Raw genomic sequence first — 7,021 nt, 5'->3', positions numbered from 1 at the left:
AATAAGTCTATTGTAAGCATTTGTTTCAAACCTATAAGGTTCAATTTGCTCTTCTATCAAAGTCAAATAAGGATTATTGCCATTTTTATTGACTGCATAATCAGATACTTTTAGAGTTTTAGAAAGCACTATATTTGATAGTGAATCTCTCCTTTCGTTAAATTCAATTTGAAAGTTTATAGTTTTAATTAAGTCTTCTTCTAAATCCTTATAAACGTTAGTTAAAATTTTTTCTATCTGGTCATTGTTCGTTTTTAATTCTTTTTTGGTATTGAGATTTAATGCGACTAGAATTCCAATAACCACAAGTATGATTTCCCCAATAGCATAAAGCAGGTATTTGCTGAACTTATTTTCAGTCAGCATTTTCTGTCTAATTTTTCTAAAGAATTTTATCATTGGTTAGTGGTTGGTTATAATGAAGCACAACGGTCTTGTATATGAAAAGTAGCGGATTTTATGCACTAACTTTTCGGATTATTACAGACCTTTAATTTATTCATTTTCTTCTGGTTAAGCGTTTCAACCGCTATTTTTTATATACGTTGTTGTACACTGGCTTTTTTCCGTTCAGATTGTCATTCAGCGTTGGCAAAGGCATACTCTTTAGCAATTTTGGGCTTGTGTGTTGGCTGTAGCGAATGGCAAATGTGTATGGCTTTAAGCGTTGACTATTCCGATTCAATTGCGTTTTCAATTATCCTATTTATCTCATTCTGTTTTTGTTCAATTATTTTATCAATATCTCTTTGTTTGTCAATTTGCTTTGTAATGCTATCACAGATTTCATTTTGTTTTTCAATCGACCAATCAGGAATTGGAAATTCTTGAATCATACTCGGAAAAATATTATGGTTCTGTAAACCTTTTTTATTAGTCGTGATTAATTGTTGAAAGAATACACTTCTGAAATAATAATATGCTAATTGATGATTGTAATTTTCAAGTCTTATTCGCATTGTGAAATCTGCGTAAATACCTTTAATATTCTTTTTAATTAATGCAAACTTACCAATAGCCATTCCAGACCTTGTCATAATTATATCGTTCTTCTTAACAGCTTTATTCAGGTTTTGATTTGAATATTCATCTGAAACCTTTTTAGCATCTTCTTTGTCGAAATAAAATTTCTTAACAGTTGCCATAGATATGTAGTAATATTCTCCTTCTTCGTCATATTGAGAAGGTGAAACACTTTTTCCTAAAGTAATTGGGATAGCAACATAATCTTTTATCCTTTTTTGAGTTTTAGATTTTAAAAAGTCCATCATATATTTTCCAGATTTATGCTGAAATCTATAACCAAATCTGCAATCTATATTATTAGAAAAGTTTAATAAAGAAGAAGAAACTATTTTTTCAGATTTAAGTTTGTTGAACACCTCAAAATCAAAATTGAATTCATTTGAAAAAGCTTCATTAATGATATCTATTTCACTTTTTTTACTATTTATTAATTCAATTATTTCATTTTCTAGTGGTTCAATCTTTTTAACTATAGAGTTTTGCTTTTCACTATCAATATATGGTATCTGAATGTTTAATAAATCATCTTCACGATATGATGAAATACCTATTCCTCTATATATTACATTATCTATTAAGTATTTAATTCTAATGGACCTTAATAAATAAAGTATAAATTTTTTATTGTTTTTACCTTTAGGTTTAAATATGTAAAAACCGTTAGAAAAAACATACTTACTTAAGTTGAAATCAAAGTTTAATGCAGGTGTAACAGCACCTTTCAAGCTTGAAATTAAAATACAATTTTCATCTGCACTATATTTTAATCTACCAGGATGGTCATCTTTTGTGACTAATTGATGTGATATTATTTGACCGAAATCATTTAAATAATCTCTACCTGTGGGTATACCAAAATACTCAACATCTTCTTCATAATTAAATTTTTCATAAAAAGGTTCGATATAATCCTTTAGTTTAACTAAATTACTTGATGATGTTTTAAAAATATCCCATCCAGAGTCATTGAAATCTAAATGAAACTTACTATCCAATCTTAATAAGGAATCAATAGATAAATTACTTGTCTTTATTTTAGAATAATTTATTCCCATATAACATCTTTTCTAATTGCATCAAGTATTTTCAGAACTTCTGTTTTGCGAAGTAAAACATCATCACTTTTATATTGTGTTAAAAGTCCTTGATTAAATTCGAATAATAAACTTTCGTCAATTCTTTCGTAATATTCTGGTTTTAGTTCATCATTTGAATAATATGCTTCTAAAAATGTTGTGATTTTTTCTAATTCAGACTCTAGTGAGTCAATTTTACTGATAATAATTTCAATATCATTTTCAACTTTTTCTAACTTCTTTTCGTTAGAACTAGTTTTATTTGTTTTCAATTTCTTTTCAAGTTCGGCTTGAATTGATGATAATTCTTTTTGTTGTTTTTTAGAAATTAAAATGTTGTTTTCAAAACTTTCAATAATCAAATTAGTATCTATGTTTTGAGGTGCAATTTCTTTGTCGAAAAGGTCATTTGGCATTGGATTTTCACCTCTTTTAGTTCTTTTGTAACCAACATTTTCGGCTTCTGCCATAAATATATTGTAGTCAAATTCTTTGGCAACTTCACCAAAAACCCACCAAGTATTATAAAAACCAAACGCTTCTGTTTCTTTATCATATTTAGACAAACTTTTAATTTCATCTTGGTATTTTGCTAAAATATCTGTTATGTCTAAAGTTTTGTCTTCTTCTGTCAAGTAGTCCTTTAAGAACCTGTAAATATTATTTAATATGTTTTTATTGTTCTTTTTCTCAATGTCTGAAACTACATCTTTTGCCCATTTCTTATTTAGAGGTTTTTTGTCAATAAAGTATAAATTATAGTCTTTAATTCTTGTGTTTAATAAACTCCATTCATTACCATATTTGTTCCAAACTACATTCCATTTTTCAACTTCTGCTTTTGTCTTTTTCTGTGCAAAAAGTAAACTTGTTTTTGTAGAAGTAAAAGGCTCAAATGTTATTTGAGGTAAACTTACAACTGCTTTAATATTGAAGAATTTAAATAAGAAAAGACGAATGTATTTGTTTTCTGTCGTATCAAAAACACTTTCTGGTAGAACAACACCTAAACGACCTCCTTCTTTTAATAGTTGATAATATCTTTCAATGAATAAGTTTTCCGAATTCTTTTTATCGCCAAAAAGAAAAGCGTTTTTCGCTTCTCTTTGTGTTTGATTATCTAAATCAACGCTAAAAGGTGGATTACTAATTGCTACATCAAATTTTCCATTTACTTCTTTATTGTTGTAGATTTCTTCATTTGTTGCTGTTTCTAGAAAGTTTGGTGAAGTTTCTTTTACATAAAAACGAAATGGTAATAAACCATCTTTCACAAAAATATTGGTAGAACCATCTCCGTGTAAAATCATATTTACTTTTGAAGATGTTCCTAAATCAAAGTTTATTTCAGAGCCATAAAGATATTCTCTTGCCCATTTGTTTTCGTTATAATCTGGTGTAAATAATTCTTCAAATCTTTGTTTTATTTGTCGACTAGATTTTACTTTTTTTCTTTGTTTATATTTTACTTCTTTAGTAATAAGTTTCATTGCCTCAACAAGATAAGTTCCACTTCCTGCTGATGGGTCAATTATTAATGGTAATTCACGATTATTATTTAATCTACTTAAGGCTAAATCGTCTAATTGTAAAGCATATAAAAGGAAGTTTACAATTGGTGTAGGCGTGAAAAATTGACCTTTATTTTGTTTGAAACCATCTCTTGTAATACTTTCAAAAAAGTCACCAAGAATATCTTTGCCATCAAGAGAACTCCGACCTTCAAGAAATGAAAAACTTTCAAGAGATTGTACTGTGTAAACTAACTTGTTTAATGGAAATTTGTTTCTATTAATGATATTATCATCATCAATTTTTTGTTGGTCAGTAACATTTAATTGTTCTCTTAAAGCTCTTTTGTATAGCTCATTTATTCTTGTAAATATTTTGTTTTGAGCTTCAATATGTGAACCATACTGATAAATTTGAAAATCATATTCTTCTCCGTCTTCTTTTTCGTATTCATCTTGGATTTTAGCTAGTATTATGTTTACTAATGAATAAAATATTTCACTATCATTAGTTCCACCACCACCCCAAAGTACGTTGTGTAGATTTTTTCCTAAACCTTCGATTTCGCTTCTGTTAATTCTAACACGTAAGTCATATTTTTCATCACCTTTTATTAAAGGTTGTTTTTTTGGTTCACCATAACCAGCTGTTAATTCAGTGCCAATTGAAATATAACCGTCTTTTTCCCAATCGTCATAAGTTTTGTACGTGTCAAAATCGATAATAATTGCTCTGTCGATTATTTCATTGTCTTGTATTTCAGCAGTATAATAAACCAAATATTTCACTTTGGTTTTATGCTTTTTTTCTTCTTCTTGTGCTAGAGTAAATAGTTGTCCTTCAATAGTTTCTTTTCCACTCTCGTAATCTTGTGGTGATTTGGCTTCGATGAAAAAGAACGGATTTCCTTTGTCATCCTTTACTAATACATCAATTCTTGGGTTTTTAGTATCTCTACCAATTTTTACAGAATATTCTTTTTCCGTTTCTAAATTTTGTGGTTTATAATCTAATTCATTAACAAGTCTGTCTATGAGAAAGGCTCTAACTATTTCTTCATCACCAGTTAGGGCTTTTAAAGTTCTGTTGCTTTTTATTTTTTCAGAGTAATTGACAGTTGCTTTTTCAACATCAATTTTTGCAACTATATTTTTTTGTTTGTTGAGTTTGTTTTCAACTAATGTTCTCCAGTTATTGTTCATTGGTTGTATTTCGTTTTTCTAATAATTCAGCAACTTCTACATTCAATATTTCTGCAATCTTGTATAAGTCTTCTAAACTTGGTTGTCTTTTGTTTTGAGCGTATGAGTGTACCATATTATAACTCTTTCCTAATTGTTCAGCCAACCAAATTTGCTTTATTCCTTTTTGCTCTAAAACCTCTTTTATTCGGTTCATTTTTGAATTTTTTTAATTCAGTCAACTAATGTAGTCAACAATTTTGAAAATACTCACTAAATGAGTATAAAAATTATCATTCAATGGTAATTAGCGTAGGGGAAAGGCAAGCTCTTTTTATTTTGTGAGGCACGAGCAAAATGAAATGTGCTTGACTGTGCTGTTTGCTTTTCAGAGCTTGTGTACAACGGTTAGGCTATGAGTAGTTGCGTGGTTTAGCACTTAACTTTGGAAGTACACACCAAACTGAAAATCCTCGCGGATTTTCAGAAGTAGGCGAGAACAAGCAATTACTTATAGCCATTGTTGTGGTGTCGTTTTTTATTCAGTTGTTATAAATTTCCGTCCGATTAATTCACACTTCTTGGTAACATTCCAAAATCCAAATCCAGGAACTCCCGTTGGTATTTTCCAATAGATAATTTCTCCATTAGTTTTTCTTAATCCAAATTCCGCAAAATGTCCATCGTGTTTAGTAATTGTCTTTTTCTCCTTGTCAACAACAAATGATTTATATCCATTATGCCATTCAAACTCTGCGTAATCAATTATTTCAGTCGAATCTGAGTTAATCTGGACAAACTTTTTGGTTGTATTAATTATAAACTCCGATTTTGAAATTTTTAAAACTAAAACAGGAATTTCATTTGGGTATAAATTCAGTCGTTTTTTAAGTTCGGCTCGTAATTCCGCATTTAGAAGTTCGAATAGTGTAAAAATCTCACTTCCATTAAAATCCGTTTTGGTTTTATTGAAATATTTTAAGAACCAAAATTCAATTCGGTCTTTTATTTGTTCAGCAGATTTTTCTATTAAGTTCTCCATTTCTTAAATGCACCACAACGGTTCGCAAGCATGAAATGTAGGGCTTTTCGGAGCGATTCCCATTCCACCGGAACAAAAAGAAGCTGCGAGTTACAAACCGTGGCAAACCACAGAACCGCCCTATATTTTATGCTTGCTGTTAGCACCCGTTATTTTTTATTCATTCGGATTGACTGTTTTATTAGACTCAAAATGTATTCAAGGTCTTCGGTGTCTTTCATTTTGATTTCATACGAACCATTACCCCAATGTCCGACATTAGAAACGTCTCTAGTTATATTCTTTTCGTCTTTTAAATCTCCACTCTTCAGATTCAAATACAATTTTAAACTCTTGGCTAAAACTACGATGTCACAAAATATATTATTGTCAATCTTAAACCCAATGGTTTGTTTTTTCGCCTGAGTTGAAATGTTATCGTCGAGATTAATGATACTCTCCTTTACCTTTTCATAAAGCTCTTGAATTTCAGGGTTTCCATTTTTCAAATGGTCACTCTCTGTAAAAACCTTAATCTCTTTTGTTACATTTTCTATCGTCTTGTCTTGTCTGCTAATAGTTTTGACACTTTCTTGTGCACCAGAAGTTTTTATCTGATTAAAGTTTACTGTGTGATTGTCGTATCTTTTAATTTCCCAAAGTTCTATGGGTAAATCTTTAAAATTTATGGCTTCTTTCTGATATGTCGTAAATGAAGGAGAAATGAAAACTACTCGAGATTGAGACCAATCTACATCATTTCTTTTTAAAGTTCCTTTCGCATTTTCGTTGTATTCAAGTATGAAGTCTGCTTTATTATTAAGCATCAAGGATAAATATGCATATCCTTGGTCGATTACACTAAAATTCTTGTCCCTTTTATATTCGATAATCACAAAAGTTCCCGCTTCTTTATCAAATGCCAAAGTGTCGATTCGAAAACTGTTAATACTGAACTCAGTTTTTACAAATTCAAGGTCAAATATTGAATTCAAATTTTTCTCGGTTAGGTTTTGAATCTCTTTTTCAAGCTTGAAGGGTTGCTCTTTTATGTTTATTAGATTGTCATTCCCGTCAATTTTAAATAGTGCCATTTATTAGTGTTTTGATTTGTCCAGAATGGGTGCTAACGGTTTCGGCTATGAGTAGTTGCGTGGTTTAGCGATTAACTTTGCAAGTACACACCGAACTGAAAATCTCCAAGG

At 29.8% G+C, this 7,021-nt stretch carries 5 protein-coding genes and 1 pseudogene; all 6 read right to left on the bottom strand.

Features of this window, described 5'->3' with window-relative positions:
• Positions 1 to 399: pseudogene (locus tag ACFWV9_RS16005) on the bottom strand (hypothetical protein); the annotation flags it as partial.
• A 272-nt stretch (positions 400 to 671) separates the two neighbouring features.
• Positions 672 to 2,081 carry a hypothetical protein gene (locus ACFWV9_RS16000; RefSeq protein ID WP_411896243.1) on the bottom strand — a complete coding sequence of 470 codons (1,410 nt, stop codon included), beginning with the start codon at positions 2,079 to 2,081 and terminating at the stop codon, positions 672 to 674.
• Entirely contained in the window at positions 2,072 to 4,816 is a 2,745-nt protein-coding gene (locus ACFWV9_RS15995) for a restriction endonuclease subunit M (protein WP_411896242.1), read from the bottom strand. Before ACFWV9_RS15995 ends, ACFWV9_RS16000 begins: the two co-directional genes overlap by 10 nt.
• A complete protein-coding gene (locus ACFWV9_RS15990) occupies positions 4,806 to 5,012 on the bottom strand; it encodes a helix-turn-helix domain-containing protein (RefSeq protein ID WP_411896241.1) in 207 nt (68 codons plus the stop codon). The genes ACFWV9_RS15995 and ACFWV9_RS15990 overlap by 11 nt, the downstream gene beginning before the upstream one ends.
• A 321-nt stretch (positions 5,013 to 5,333) precedes the next feature.
• Entirely contained in the window at positions 5,334 to 5,837 is a 504-nt protein-coding gene (locus ACFWV9_RS15985; RefSeq protein ID WP_411896240.1) for a hypothetical protein, read from the bottom strand.
• Between the two features lie 149 nt (positions 5,838 to 5,986).
• A complete protein-coding gene (locus ACFWV9_RS15980) occupies positions 5,987 to 6,910 on the bottom strand; it encodes a DUF5655 domain-containing protein (protein WP_411896239.1) in 924 nt (307 codons plus the stop codon).
• Positions 6,911 to 7,021 lie beyond the last annotated feature (111 nt).

The organism is Winogradskyella sp. A2 (assembly GCF_046762865.1).
In the GTDB taxonomy this organism is placed as follows: Bacteria; Bacteroidota; Bacteroidia; order Flavobacteriales; family Flavobacteriaceae; genus Winogradskyella.
The sequence above is the reverse complement of the archived record's forward strand: the minus strand, read 5'-3'. Positions and strand labels throughout refer to the sequence as shown.